The sequence below is a fragment of the Winogradskyella poriferorum genome, from assembly GCF_036553625.1.
GTDB classification, from domain to species: Bacteria; Bacteroidota; Bacteroidia; order Flavobacteriales; family Flavobacteriaceae; genus Winogradskyella; species Winogradskyella poriferorum.
This window is the reverse complement of record NZ_JAZHOU010000008.1, coordinates 73,238-86,268: the sequence shown is the minus strand read 5'-3', so window position 1 is coordinate 86,268 and position 13,031 is coordinate 73,238. Positions and strand designations below refer to the sequence as shown.

General features: G+C 33.2%; 11 protein-coding genes. 9 read left to right on the top strand and 2 right to left on the bottom strand.

Annotated features, from left to right (window positions below; translation table 11 throughout):
- The first annotated feature begins 1 nt into the window (after position 1).
- The 4 genes from V1468_RS16065 (at position 2) to V1468_RS16050 (ending at position 5,701) form a co-directional block, all read left to right on the top strand.
- Complete coding sequence (locus V1468_RS16065; RefSeq protein WP_331811226.1) at positions 2-1,852, top strand: tetratricopeptide repeat-containing sensor histidine kinase; 1,851 nt, start codon at positions 2-4, stop codon at positions 1,850-1,852.
- Positions 1,849-2,469, top strand: a complete 621-nt coding sequence (locus tag V1468_RS16060; protein WP_331811225.1) for a response regulator transcription factor — start codon at positions 1,849-1,851, stop codon at positions 2,467-2,469. The genes V1468_RS16065 and V1468_RS16060 overlap by 4 nt, the downstream gene beginning before the upstream one ends.
- An 85-nt stretch (positions 2,470-2,554) precedes the next feature.
- A complete protein-coding gene (locus V1468_RS16055; RefSeq protein ID WP_331811224.1) occupies positions 2,555-5,173 on the top strand; it encodes a T9SS type A sorting domain-containing protein in 2,619 nt (872 codons plus the stop codon).
- A gap of 123 nt (positions 5,174-5,296) precedes the next feature.
- Positions 5,297-5,701 carry a response regulator transcription factor gene (locus V1468_RS16050; protein WP_331811223.1) on the top strand — a complete coding sequence of 135 codons (405 nt, stop codon included), beginning with the start codon at positions 5,297-5,299 and terminating at the stop codon, positions 5,699-5,701.
- Positions 5,702-5,914: 213 nt separating this feature from the next.
- Here V1468_RS16050 and V1468_RS16045 read toward each other — a convergent pair whose 3' ends face one another.
- Positions 5,915-7,954 carry a dipeptidyl-peptidase 3 family protein gene (locus tag V1468_RS16045; protein ID WP_331811222.1) on the bottom strand — a complete coding sequence of 680 codons (2,040 nt, stop codon included), beginning with the start codon at positions 7,952-7,954 and terminating at the stop codon, positions 5,915-5,917.
- An 88-nt stretch (positions 7,955-8,042) separates the two neighbouring features.
- On the opposite strand from V1468_RS16045, the gene V1468_RS16040 reads away from it, so the two are divergent.
- Both V1468_RS16040 and crcB read left to right on the top strand, forming a co-directional pair.
- A complete protein-coding gene (locus tag V1468_RS16040; RefSeq protein ID WP_331811221.1) occupies positions 8,043-9,056 on the top strand; it encodes an SRPBCC family protein in 1,014 nt (337 codons plus the stop codon).
- Complete coding sequence (gene crcB / locus V1468_RS16035) at positions 9,057-9,422, top strand: fluoride efflux transporter CrcB (protein ID WP_331811220.1); 366 nt, start codon at positions 9,057-9,059, stop codon at positions 9,420-9,422.
- Between the two features lie 169 nt (positions 9,423-9,591).
- On the opposite strand, the gene V1468_RS16030 is transcribed toward crcB, so the two are convergent.
- Positions 9,592-10,191, bottom strand: a complete 600-nt coding sequence (locus V1468_RS16030; protein WP_331811267.1) for a DUF1684 domain-containing protein — start codon at positions 10,189-10,191, stop codon at positions 9,592-9,594.
- Between the two features lie 233 nt (positions 10,192-10,424).
- Between V1468_RS16030 and V1468_RS16025 the strand changes: the two genes are divergently transcribed.
- Genes V1468_RS16025 through V1468_RS16015 form a run of 3 tightly spaced genes read left to right on the top strand, consistent with a single transcriptional unit; the run spans position 10,425 to position 13,029 of the window.
- Entirely contained in the window at positions 10,425-11,636 is a 1,212-nt protein-coding gene (locus V1468_RS16025) for an MFS transporter (RefSeq protein ID WP_331811219.1), read from the top strand.
- Positions 11,637-11,667: 31 nt separating this feature from the next.
- The gene (locus tag V1468_RS16020) at positions 11,668-12,639 is read left to right on the top strand and encodes a YpdA family putative bacillithiol disulfide reductase (RefSeq protein WP_331811218.1); all 972 of its coding nucleotides are present in this window, start codon (positions 11,668-11,670) and stop codon (positions 12,637-12,639) included.
- Positions 12,640-12,651: 12 nt separating this feature from the next.
- The gene (locus V1468_RS16015; RefSeq protein ID WP_331811217.1) at positions 12,652-13,029 is read left to right on the top strand and encodes a VOC family protein; all 378 of its coding nucleotides are present in this window, start codon (positions 12,652-12,654) and stop codon (positions 13,027-13,029) included.
- Positions 13,030-13,031 lie beyond the last annotated feature (2 nt).

Below are 13,031 nucleotides of genomic sequence, written 5' to 3'. Positions count from 1 at the left end.
AATGAATAAACTCATTCTAAATTTATTAATGGTCTCTCTTACAATTTCATCATTTGGCCAAGAAGAAAAAACAAACCTCTACAAACAATGGAACAACGACAAGCTTGCTGATACAACTAGAGCAGATGCACTAAATAAATTAATTCACAAGTATTATATACAAACAAAACCTGATAGTGCTTATATACTCAATAAATCGCTAGAGATCTTTGTTTTAAATAATAAATTAAAAAAACGAGAGGGAGACATATTTTTGATTAATGGATTAATTGAAAGTATGATAGGGACTCAAGATCAGAGCATAATTAACTACAATAAGGCGCTCGATATTTACAATAAATATAATGACAAAATAGGGCTAATTACTACTAAGATTAATCTCGGAAGAACCTATAAGTCTAATTGGGATATAGAAACTGCTCTTGAATATTTTGAATCCAGTTTAGAAATTAGTAAAAGTATCAAGGATTCCATTCAAATTTCAACATCACTTACAAATATTGGAAATGCTTATTTTATGGTTTATAAATTTCAAAAAGCGATACCTTATTTTGAAAAGAGTATTTCCATATCAGATAAAATTGGTGATAAACGCGGTAGTTTAATTTCTAAAGGAAATTTGGCAAATATCTTTTTAAAAAGTAAGAAAGTTGATGAAGGTCTAGAGCTCATTACTAATGTAATCTCTGAAGCAGAAAATGAAGGATTCATTGACATAAAAATAACTGGTCTTCAAATATTAGCAGGGCAATACATAACATTTAAAGATTATAAAAGAGCAATTAAATATGGTAATGAATGTCTAGAATTAGCATTAGAAGAAAATGACAAAATTTCTGAGAAAAACTGCTACATGTTGCTCTATAAAGCATATGAAAATCTTGGAGATTATAAAATGGCAAATAGCTATTTATTAAAAAATATGACCTCTTTTGAAAGTTACGAGGATATAAAAGCAAGACAGAAGCTTCAACGTCTTGAAATTTCACGCGTTAGATCTGAAGACAGTCTTATAAATGTAGCCAATACGTATAAAAGAGAGTTAACATATCAAAAAGAAAAGACTAACCTTACCCTTTTTTGGGGTGTATTATTAACCGCAATATCTCTTATTGGATTTTTAATCTATAAAAACATAAAACGCAAACATCGTAAGGCAGAGCACGAGCGCCAAAAAGAAATCGATGAAAAAGAAAAAATCCTTAAAAATTTAGAATTATCTACTATTGATGCAATGATCCGAGGCCAAGAAAAAGAACGCCAAAAATTAGCATCAGACCTTCATGATAGTGTTGGCGCTACACTATCTGCAGCAAAACTTCAGTTTGAGCACTTAATAAAAGATGAAATAGACGCTAAAATGAGAGAAGAACTCATAAAAAAGACAAGTACATTATTAGAGGATGCCTATGTAGAAATAAGATCTATGGCACACTTAAAAAATTCTGGTGTAATTGCCAAAAACGGTCTCTTACCTGCTGTTATAAAACTTGCTGAAAACGCATCAGGAGCAAACAGTCTTAAATTTGAAGTACAAAGTCATGGTTTAGAAGAAAGAATAGATAACAGTTTAGAAATCTCAATTTTCAGAATCATTCAAGAATTAGTTACTAATGTCATTAAGCATGCCAATGCTACTAAAGGTATAATTCACCTCACCAATCATGAAGAAAGCATCAATATCATGGTAGAAGATAATGGTAAAGGATTTAATCCTAATCAGGTAACAAAAACCAAAGCGGGAATGGGCATAAGTAGTATTGACAAACGCGTAGAACATTTGGATGGTAAAATGACTATTGAATCAGAAAAACTTAAAGGAACAACTGTAATAATTGATATACCATTATGATACGACTAGCAATTGCAGAAGATCATCAATCATTGATTGATGGTATAAAACTTCTATTAGAATACGAAGATGACATTGAAATTGTTGGCACAGCTAATGATGGTGAAGCGTTATTACATCTCGTGAGACTAAAGCAACCCAATGTTGTTATCACAGACATAAGAATGCCCAAAGTTGACGGCATCTCTGCAACAAAACAAATTATAAAGGAGTTTCCACACACCAAAGTATTAGGCTTCACCATGTTTGATCAACAAGATGCCATCAACCAAATGCTAGATGCTGGTGCTTCTGGCTACCTACTTAAGAATTCACCCTTGGAAGAAGTGCTTAAAGCAGTGCGTTCTGTCTACAATGGAGACACCTACTTTGATGCCAACATTAAAGTAGAAGACGACAGCAACACCAACAAAAAAGCAAAAGGCAAGCTCACAAAACGTCAAATAGAAATTTTAGCACTTGTTGGCCAAGGGAAAACCTCTCGAGAAATAGCAGACGAATTATTTATCGGAGTCCATACTGTAGATACACACCGAAAAAATATGATACGTATTCTAGGCCTTCAAGGCAAAGGTGAATTGATGCGCTATGCTTTAGAAAAGAAATATAAATTCTGATAAAAATAAAGAAATACCCAATAAAGGGTATTTCTTTGCTAATCAATGTTTTGTAAATTTACACTGACCATTAATTCTTGTAACTATGAAACGATTATTACTATTTTTAATTTCTTTATCATTATCTAATTTTGGGATATCTCAAAGCTCAGGTAATTTTACCGCAAATGATCTTTGTTATAATACCTCAACAAGTTGTTTTAATACCGAAAATTCCTATCAGATTGTAATGCCTTATGATGGCAAAATTGTATTTACAGGTACAGTTAACGGTACTACATCAAGCCCTAACCCTGTAACATTTTCAATTTATACATATATCGATTATATGACTTTTGAAGGTAATAATGCAGGTCAGACCGTGGGTGTGGTTCAAAATGAAACTGGTCCTCTCATTGAGATGGAAACTAGCGGACTTCTGGCAGGGACAGTTGTTGATGTATATATTGGCGCTAGTTTTAGTAGTACTTATGCTTCAAGTGGTGGATACAACATAGATTATTATGTTATACCTCCCACATACAATAATGACCCAGAACCAAATGATAATTACACTCAAGCCATCAACACAACTGAAAATACATTTTATGAAGGTCACGGTTCTTTTATTCCTGATGCAGTAAACAATATCAATGAAAGTGAAGATTGGTACAAGTTAACCGTTCCTGTCAATGGTACCTTAAACGTTACCATAAACCACGATACTGTGATTGATGGGTACTTTTCCACAAGCCTTCAAATGTTAAGGCAAAATAATGATGGTACAGTAACAGGCATTGGCTATGAAAGTAATGATACAAACGGCTTACTATTAGCCTCTGTCTATTGCCTTAAACAAGGAGATGTTATTTTCTTAAAAATAGCTGGAAATGACAATAGTTATCAAATGTATTGGAATATGCAAGAACCTCTTGGATATATTGATAACGAACCAAATGACTTAGACTCACAAGCATTAACAATAAATTTAAATGAAACCAAGTATGGAAATATTGGTTATGGTATTACACCAGATTCTAATGGATATGCGTTAGACGATGATTCTGATTGGTATAAATTTGATGTTGTAGAGTCTGGTGATGCTACCATAACTCTAAATGCTTCACAAAACTTTGTCTATATCACAGAAGCATTTTATGAGGAAGAAAATGGTACATTAACTCCAATTTACTTTGAAAACAGTGGACCAGACGACCCTATATACAATTTTAATTGTATCGTAGAAGGTACTTACTATGTTATGGTGAAGGATTACACCTCATCACCATTAGGGATTCCTGGTTATGGAAGTTGCCAGGATTGTTGTAGCACCTATTCTATATCGTACACATTTTCGAATCCTACCAACTACAGCAGTGATGAAACAGAACCTAACAATGATTTTAGTACAGCTGAGTACTTACCGTTTAACACAAACTTTAATGGACAAATTGGCTATAGAATATCTGATGTAGTAGATTATGATGACAATTATTTAATACAACCTATATATAACGGTGCTTTAGAGATCAGCTTTAGCGAACCCTTTATTGGTACAGTTTTTTTCTATTATTACGAAGGTATCCCTTTTTCTGTTGGCAATATTAACACCAACACTAATGGTGAAGTTACATCTGTAAGTATTCCTTGCGCTGCTGAAGGAGAAACATATTATCTTGCACTTTATTCAGCATCTTGTACGTCATACCAATTGTATGCAACAAATTCTTATTCGGGTGAAAATGGAGAATTGGAACCTAACAACACAACTAATGACTCTCAAACTCTAGGAGAGTACGACAATGTATTTGGACAGGTTGGCTATGGAAACATTTCTAATCTAGACAATTACGATTATTATGATATTCCTATTTCAAACTCAGCACCTATTGAGTTTTATTTTGACCTATATGGTGATTCTACAGTAGAATTGAGAAACGATTTTTCTATGCTTACAAGTATTACTCAAGATCAAAACTCTGGATCAATTACATCACTCACTTATAACAATATTGAATCTAGCTCAAACTATTTCTTAAGAATAACTGGTAATAGTTGTACAGATTATGATTTGTACGGATGGAATCAAAATTTTACAGCTGAAAATGACACAGAACCAAACAATTCGCAATTTGAGACAACAGCTATCAATTTTAATCAAGATTATGAAGGAAGACTAAGTTATTATAGCTCTGGCAGTGATACTGAGGATTATTATAGTTTCTCACTATCTCAAAATGATGATGTAGAATTTCAATTAAATGCCTTTGAAGGATTAAATAATAATGCATCATTAACTGTATATGATGCTGTTAATAGCAATCAAGTTTTTCAACTTAATCATGATGGTACTAATTCTTCAAGAACAACTAATACGATTAACCTTAATGCTGGCAACTACTATTTCATTATCACAGGAACGGACCAAACTGGATCTTACGATTTTAGAGTTACCCCTCAAAACACATTAAGTTTAAATAATTTTATTGACATTACTGCATCCATTTTTCCAAATCCAGCAAAAGACGAAATCAAAATAAGCCTTAACAATCATCATGAAGATATAAGTGCTTCTATAGTAGATATAACAGGTAAGTCAGTAAACACTTTTGTTATTAATTCAAGTGAAACGCAACTAAATATCACTTCTCTAGAAAGAGGCCTATATTTTATTGTATTTAAAACCGATACCTCAACAATTACAAAACGCTTCATAAAACATTAGTTAGTTGTTTATTAGGATAGTTAGGTTGCTATAAATTTTAGGGTAAAAATATTAACCAGCTATCACCAAAAATCCCCATTAAAGGGGATTTTTTTATATCCTTTATACATATACTTTTATAATATGTACTACCCATCTAAAACTGCAAAAAATCAGCTTTTAAAACTCATTTCAATTATTGAAAATGAAGGGAAAATGCTGACCACAAATGAATTAATTGTCGTATTAGAAAACATGAAATGCATCTGTAAAAGCCCTGAGATTGTTTCAGCACTTACTAATTCTTTAAAACTAAAGTCTAACAATAATTCACATAACAGAAGCAACCTTACTAATCGCGAAAAGCAAGTGGTATTACTAATTGGTCAAGGCTTACCAAATAAAGACATTGCCCATGAACTTAATCTTAGCAAATCGACCATAGAAACTCACCGTAAAAACATTAGAAAAAAACTAAAAATAAAAGGAAAAGACAGCCTTATGGTTTTTGCTATAATCTATAAACTACAAAATGAAACTAAACCATAATCCAATTAATAGTACTCTGTTAATTCATCAAGATTAATTTTTAATATTAAAGGAGTAGGACTTTTCGATTTGCAACTGTTATATATATAAAAGCTATGACAATTATTTACTCTATTTTAATTTTGTTAGTAATAAACGGACTTCTATTATTTTTTAGTACAAACAAAAAGCAGCCCAAATAGGCTGCTTTTAAAACTCAGTATAAACGTATATTTAGTTTACCTCTGGTAAAAAATTATACGTTTTGCTATACTCTAACATTTGCTCTGGGAATCCTACTGGCTGCGTTACTTTAATGGCAGTAATTTCACCGTTTTCATCCACCTCTGGCACTAAAACAGGATTTACAAAACCACTGTAAGGTGGATCTGGATAAGCTTCATTACGCTTTAAAACTTCTGCATGAATAGCTTGATCTACCTTAACTCCATAACCTTCTACTAAAGCTTCAACGGCAGCATAATCTCCTTCAGATTTAATACGCTGTGTTTCTCTTAATAACTGACCAAATAGTTCATGTAACTTATCGTAATCATTAATATTAAAATATGTTTTTCCATCTCTGGTAACCTTTTCAATAACGTTGTCTGCTTTTCCTTTTTCAAAAACCCAAGCAGAAACCCACTGACGGTTTCTCATATGCGCTTCCTCTACATCGTCACCTAAATTCAAACGGATTAATTGTGTCATTAAACCATTTCTGATATAACCATCGTAAGCTGCTTTTCCTACAGATTTCCAATCATCAACTAATCCTAATTCTTGAAGTTTAGAATCGTACAAATAGTATAAACCTACTAAATCCGCACGCCCTTCTTCTAAAGTAGATGCATAGTTCTTTAAAGTCTCTTTGGTCTCTCCTACTCCTGGATTTAACTGACCAGATGCATGACCAATAACTTCGTGCAATGCTGTGTGAAGCTTGTCTGCTAATTGTCCATACTTTTCTTCAAGTTGTAACTCTTCTTCATCATGTACAAACTCCTTTAAACGACCTGAACCTTTTGATTTTGCATAAGCTTCAATTATGTTACCAAGAGATACAGACTTACTTCCAACTTCTTTTCTAATCCAGTTGGCATTTGGTAAGTTAACACCAATTGGAGTACTTGGCGATGCATCACCTGCTTCGCCTGCAACCGTTACAACTTTGTACGTAACACCTACTACATTATCTTTTTTATGCGCATCCATTAAAGGAGAATTATCTTCAAACCACTGCGCATTATCCGATAATACTTTCATTCTTTTAGACATTTCAAAATCATTGATTTGTACAATTGTCTCATAAGAACCTCTATATCCTAACGGATCGTTATATACTTCTATAAAACTATTAATGTAGTCTACATTACCTTCGGTAGCTGCCGTCCAAGCCACATTATAATCATCCCAGGTTTGTAAATCTCCAGTTTTGTAATATTCGATTAACAGTCCTAAAGCGTCACCTTGTGCTTTATTTTCAGCAACACCTTGTGCTTTTTCTAACCACTTAACGATTTCATCTATTGCAGAACCGTAAAGTCCTCCAGATTTATATACACGTTCTTTTAAAACACCATCTTCTTTTACTAACTGTGAATTAAGTCCATAAGACAAAGGTTGATCTGGATTTGGTGATTTTTTAGCTGCATAGAATTTTTCTACATCTGCATTAGTAACATTTGGTCCGTAAAAATTTACAGCAGATAAAGCAACATTGTCCACACCTTTAGCTTGGTTAACTTTCTTAGAATCTTTATCATTAAAGATGACATCAAAAGCAACACCGTCTAATTTTGTGTTCGTTACTTTGAATAATTCATTTAAGTAATCTTTAGAAAACTCTGGCTTCAACTTGTCATTAGAGTAGTGATGATGTATACCATTACTAAACCAAACACGCTTTAAATACACTTCAAAAGCTTTCCAATCATCCGAAGTTTTATCACCAGAATAGTTAGCATAAACATTCTCTAAAGCTTTACGAATTTTAAGGTTGTGTCTATAATTTTGATCCCACATAATATCACGACCAGCCAAACCTGCTTGGGTTAAATAGTATACTAGTTTCTGTTCTTTTAAGCTTAAATTATCCCATCCCGGAATTTGATAACGTAAGATTTTAATGTCAGCAAATTGCTCTACATTAAAATCAAATTCTTCTGATACTTTTTCTGTAGTATCGTCCTTTACAGGCTCTTTGCTGTCATTTTTACAAGACCAAGCAAAAACGGCTATAAGGCAAATTGCAAATATTGATTTTAAGTTCATATTATAAGTTAGTTTTTTTTGAATTCTCACAAATGTAACACATATAAGACAAATTACTATCTTTGGATAACTACTAAATCATACTAAAATGAAGACTCTTAAATATATTCTTCTGTTGTTGTTAATCCTCATTATTGGATTTTCAATTTACATTGCGGTACAGCCAAATTCTTTTGAAGTTACACGAACCAGAAACATAAAAGCACCTCAAGAAGTACTGTATAATAAAATTATAGATTTTGAAACTTGGAAGGACTGGTCATCTTGGATTGAAGCCGATCCTGAAATGAAACTAACTTTCCCTGAAAAACACGAAGGTATTGGAGGCTCATATTCTTGGGAAGACAAAGATGGTGTTGGCACTATGACAACTGTTGCTGCCAATCCTCACAACTCTATTACCCAAGAAATGCAGATTGCAGAATTTCCTAAATCTGATGTATCATGGAAGCTGGAACCTAAAGAAGATGGTTCTACAGATGTAACCTGGTCTATCTCTGGGAAAAATCTACCCTTTGGTTTTAAACTTGTTTCCACTCTTATGGGAGGTATGGAAAAACTAATTGGTCCTAATTATGAACGTAGTTTAGAAAAATTAGATAGCATTACACAAGAAGATATGAAGCGTTTTGAAGTCACAATAAATGGCGTCACTGAATATGGTGGTGGCTACTACCTATACAAAACTACTAATGCCAATTCTCAAAACATAAGTGCTAAAATGGGCGAAAATTTCGGCACCATTATGATGTTTATGGGCAAAAATAACATTAAACAATCCGGAATGCCACTAACAGTTTACAACGATATGAGTTCTGCTGATGTAATAATGAGTAATGGAATTCCTGTAAAAGAAAAAATAGCATTACCAGAAGGTTCTGATGTGTCTATTAATTTCATCCCAAATATGAAGGTTTTAAAAACGACCTTAAAAGGTAATTATACCAATCTTAGTAAAGCTTGGGAAGAAACTATGGCTTACTTAGTTAAAAATAATTTAGAGCAATCTGAAGAAAAGCCTTTTGAAATTTATACCACTGACCCAGGAAACTATCCAAATCCTGCGGATTGGGTTACTGAAATCTACATTCCTATAAAATAAATGAAACAACTCATTCTCGTTTTTATTGGTGGTGGATTTGGAAGCACACTTCGTTACCTCATTGGAAAATGGCTAAACAGTGACCAAACCGGAATTCCTTACGGTACTTTTGCCGCCAACATTATTGGTAGTTTATTAATTGGGATTATACTCGGACTTGCTGCCAAAAATGATAGTCTTACGCAAAACCAAACCTTGTTACTTGCAACAGGTTTTTGTGGTGGTTTTACCACGTTTTCAACCTTTGCTTATGAAAATCATGTGTTTTTAAAATCAGGTGATTTTATGACTTTTGCGATTTATACAATTGCTAGTTTTATTGTTGGGTTTTTAGCTGTTTTCTTAGGCATGTATTTGGTTAAGTAGTATTTAGTTGCTAGTAAATAGTTTGTAGTATTTGGTGTTTGGTTTTTAGTGCTTCGGCTGAAGTACTATGATCAATTGGTTATTTCAATACAGAATTCTAACCTCTAACCTCTAACCTCTAACCTCTAACCTCTAACCTCTAACCTCTAACCTCTAACCTCTAACAAAACTACTTCTTAAATGCCTTTACTCCTGCTTCAACTTTTAGTGGCAAATAATTTTCTCTAGGTACAATTGGGCAAGAGTACTTTTCGTTATAAGCGCAATAAGGGTTATAGGCTTTATTGAAGTCTATTTCCATAGTATCACCTTCTGGGATTCTAGCCTCAATGTATCTTCCACCTCCATAACTTTCTTCACCATTGGTATCATCTAAAAATGGTAAGAATAAGTAATCCTCGTATCCTTCTCGTTCTATTAGGTTTATATTTTGATATATTTTTAATTCATATTCTTCTCCCTTAAGTGTAAATTTTAAAACACCATATTGCACATATTCGGGAAGACGATCTGTGGTCGTTTCCATCTTAAACTTCTTTGCCTTTGGCGTTCTAGTAAATTCTGGAGTAACCACATAAGTAGAATCAAATTTGAAGAAATCTAGTCCTTTAAACTTTTTTAAATCTTTTTTCTTTAATGGCGACTTACTAGCATCTTTAAAATCAGCATTCATTTCTTTTTGCCATTCAGTTTCACCACTTAATACTTGTTTGTCTTGTGCACATGCAACTGTACACACCAATAAAAAAATTAAAAAAAAGTTTTTCATCATTAAATATTTAAAACCCAAAAATACAACTTATGGAAAATTATTGTAGCTTTATGCCATTAAACGATTAAAATAATGTTTCAAGTCAATAGATGTACAAAACAATACTGGACAATTTCTTCGGAAATCATTCGGACGTATTATCTATTGTAGCTATTCCTATATACTATTAAACAATATTTAAAAGTCCGACGGTTACGTCGGACTTTTTATTTTTATAACAATCAATCAAAATGAAAACATTATTCAACAATTACTTTAAAACCTTTAATGGTTTATCTAAAGAAGTTTGGTGGCTTGCGCTCATTACATTTATTAATCGTGCAGGCACAATGGTCATTCCGTTTTTAACCTTATATCTCGAAGAAGACAAAAGTCTATCATTATCACAAATCAGTTGGGTAATGAGTGCTTTTGGACTTGGCTCTGTTGTTGGTACGTGGATTGGCGGAAAACTTACTGACTCTATTGGCTACTACAAGGTTATGACACGAAGCCTTTTTAGTACTGGTATCTTATTTATTGCTTTACAGTTTTTAGACACTTTTGCTGGTATTTGTTTGGGTATATTTTTTGTTATGCTTGTTGCAGACACCTTTAGACCAGCAATGTTTGTGGCTATGAGTGTTTACAGTAAACCAGAAAACAAAACACGTTCTGTTACCTTGATAAGACTTGCAATAAATCTTGGTTTTTCGGCTGGTCCTGCTGTTGGTGGATTAATCATTTCCACAATGGGTTATGGTGGTTTATTCTGGGTAGATGGTGTTACTTGTATATTGGCAACACTGTTATTGATTTCAGTTTTAAATCCTAGAAAAGCTAAACCGTTAGACGAAACTAAAGTTGAAAACCCTGTATCTGTTTACAGCGACAAACCGTTTTGGGTATTTTTTGTAGCTATGGTAATTTTTGGCGTTGTGTTTTTGCAGTATTTTTCTACAATGCCTTTGTATTACAAAGAAGTACACACGTTAACACCTGTTAAAATTGGATTGCTTTTAGGCTTAAATGGCTTGTTCATTTTTTTATTAGAAATGCCATTAATCCATTGGTTAGAGCAGTTAAAACGTTCAAAAATTGGCTTAACCTTATTCGGGTTATTACTTACAGCGATTAGCTTTTTGGTCATTAACCTAACCTCGTGGACAGGCGTATTGGTCATTGGTATTTTATTTATGACTGTTGGCGAGATGATTGCCTTTCCGTTTTCTAACGCATTTGCGATGGAACGCGCCAAAAAAGGAAAGCAAGGCGAGTATCTTTCTATGTATGTAATGACCTTTTCCATCGCTCATATTTTTGGACATAATATTGGTTTAAGACTAGTTGATAATCTAGGGTACGACACTACTTGGTTTATTATGTTAGTACTGAGCTTTGTTGGTGTTTTACTGCTATTATATTTAAAAAGAATGTTAATAAACGAGCGTAATTTGAGTTAAAATTTTGAATTGCGTTACCTTTATAAATCCTATGAAAACAACAGATTTAGACATCATAATTATTGGCGCAGGACCTATTGGAATTGCCTGCGCCTTAGAATGTAAAAAACATAACTGGAACTACGCTGTCATTGAAAAAGGTGCATTAACCAATTCACTTTTTAATTACCCTTTGAATATGACATTTTTTTCAACTTCTGAAAAGCTGGAAATTGATGATATTCCTTTTATAAGCAACAATCCTAAACCAACCAGAAACGAAGCCTTAGAGTACTACCGAAGAGTGGCAACTTCAAATAAATTGAATATTAAATTGTATGAAGAAGTAGCAACTATTAACAAGGTCGAACATCATTTTGAAGTCGTAACCAGCAAAAGCCATTACAAATCAAAAAAAGTCATTATAGCGACTGGTTTTTATGATATACCAAACTTGCTGAATGTACCTGGCGAAGATTTACCAAAAGTGTTTCATTATTACAAGGAAGCACATCCTTTTACTTTGCAAAACATTGCTGTTGTTGGTGCCAGTAATTCGTCTGTAGATGCTGCTTTAGAAATATACCGCAAAGGTGGAAATGTCACGATGGTTGTACGTGGCGAAAGTATTGGCGAGCGTGTAAAATATTGGGTAAGGCCAGATATTCTCAACCGAATTGAAGAAGGTAGCATTAAAGCCTATTTTAATTCTGAAATTATTAAAATTGAAGAACACCAGATTACCGTTAAAACGCCGGATGGCGAAATCATTTTACCAAACGATTATGTTGTGGCTTTAACGGGTTACCAACCTAATTTTAAGTTTTTGAATAAAGCAGGAATTGAATTTTCTAAAGACGAACGTCATATTCCCTTCTACGACGATAAAACAATGGAATCTAATATAAAAGGGTTGTATCTCGCAGGTGTAATTTGTGGTGGAATGGAAACACACAAATGGTTTATTGAAAACTCTCGCATTCATGCTAAAATGATTGCAGAACATATTGCAAATACGATTTAATAATTTGGGATTATGAATTTAAACCAAGTGACCATACCATCGCTAGATGTTGCAAAATCTGTAGAATTTTATAAAACTCTCGGACTGCAACTCATTGTTGATGCAGCACCAAGATATGTTAGGTTTTTATGTCCTGATGGTGATGCAACGTTTTCTATTCATAAGGTTGAAAAGTTATCTAACGATAATCAAACCATCATTTATTTTGAAGTTGACAACCTTACCCAAACTGTAGATATGCTCAAACAAAAAGGTATCATTTTCGACACAGAAATTAGCGAACAATCTTGGTTATGGACAGAAATAAAATTGAAAGACCCAGACCAAAACCCAATCATAATTTACACAGCTGGTAAGAATAGAAAAAATCCACCTTGGCGCATCAATTAGAA

Excerpts from the sequence above, each read along its gene's own strand:
- V1468_RS16065 (WP_331811226.1), top strand. The coding sequence starts at position 2 with ATGAATAAACTCATTCTAAATTTATTAATGGTCTCTCTTACAATTTCA.
- V1468_RS16015 (WP_331811217.1), top strand. The coding sequence starts at position 12,652 with ATGAATTTAAACCAAGTGACCATACCATCGCTAGATGTTGCAAAATCT.
- V1468_RS16060 (WP_331811225.1), top strand. The coding sequence starts at position 1,849 with ATGATACGACTAGCAATTGCAGAAGATCATCAATCATTGATTGATGGT.
- V1468_RS16020 (WP_331811218.1), top strand. The coding sequence starts at position 11,668 with ATGAAAACAACAGATTTAGACATCATAATTATTGGCGCAGGACCTATT.
- V1468_RS16045 (WP_331811222.1), bottom strand. The coding sequence starts at position 7,954 with ATGAACTTAAAATCAATATTTGCAATTTGCCTTATAGCCGTTTTTGCT.
- V1468_RS16050 (WP_331811223.1), top strand. The coding sequence starts at position 5,297 with ATGTACTACCCATCTAAAACTGCAAAAAATCAGCTTTTAAAACTCATT.
- V1468_RS16040 (WP_331811221.1), top strand. The coding sequence starts at position 8,043 with ATGAAGACTCTTAAATATATTCTTCTGTTGTTGTTAATCCTCATTATT.
- crcB (WP_331811220.1), top strand. The coding sequence starts at position 9,057 with ATGAAACAACTCATTCTCGTTTTTATTGGTGGTGGATTTGGAAGCACA.
- V1468_RS16025 (WP_331811219.1), top strand. The coding sequence starts at position 10,425 with ATGAAAACATTATTCAACAATTACTTTAAAACCTTTAATGGTTTATCT.
- V1468_RS16030 (WP_331811267.1), bottom strand. The coding sequence starts at position 10,191 with ATGAAAAACTTTTTTTTAATTTTTTTATTGGTGTGTACAGTTGCATGT.
- V1468_RS16055 (WP_331811224.1), top strand. The coding sequence starts at position 2,555 with ATGAAACGATTATTACTATTTTTAATTTCTTTATCATTATCTAATTTT.